Annotated in this window: 1 protein-coding gene; it reads right to left on the bottom strand. The window is 31.1% G+C overall.

Annotated elements, in window-relative coordinates; all coding sequences use genetic code 11:
• Positions 1–734, bottom strand: a 734-nt coding sequence (locus FUA24_RS03860; RefSeq protein ID WP_148540142.1) for a tetratricopeptide repeat protein, incomplete at both ends; no start/stop codon positions are given.

Below are 734 nucleotides of genomic sequence, written 5' to 3'. Positions count from 1 at the left end.
CCGTTATTGCTGCATTGTAGTTACTTGTTACAAAATAAGCATCGCCCAGACGTAAAAAGGCATCATTTTGCCTTACTTTATCATCGTTACTATTTTTTGTAAAAGCACTAAAATGCTCTGTAGCACTGTTGTAATTTTTTAATTTGAAATAGGTGTAAGCTAAATTATAATCTAAATTTTTAAACTCTGGTGCAGTAACATTCATTTGTTTAAACTGCTTAAAACCTACCAAGGCATCATCATAATTTGTTAGGTTATAATCGGCTTCAGCTTTCCAAAATGTGGCACGGGCCGTATAATTTTCATCTCTTGGTTCTTTTAATGAAGCATCAAATAATTTTTTAGCTTCTAAGTATTGATTATCATTATAAAGTTCTATACCTCTATAAAACGCAACTTTTTGGTAGGCTGCTTTATTATCAAAACTCTTCTTCCCTTCTAACAAAATTAGGGCCTCTTTGTAATTTTTTGATGTTATGTAAGAGTCTATTAACAGGGTTTCAATTTCATCTCTGTAACTTGTTTCAGGATATGTATCTAAATACCCCGCTAAAACTTGTGGTGCTGGTTGGTAAGGGTTACCAATTTCATAACTAATTTTAGCATAATTTAACCAAGCATCTTCTTGTATTTTTTTATTAAAACTCATTTGAGATGCATACCTAAAAGCATTTAAAGCTTCTTGTTTTTTATTTAAATGCACATAACTTTCGCCCAAATGATAATAGGCATTT

The sequence above is a fragment of the Seonamhaeicola marinus genome (assembly GCF_008085455.1).
Note: the sequence above shows the minus strand (reverse complement) of the source record. Positions and strands in the feature narration are given on the sequence as shown.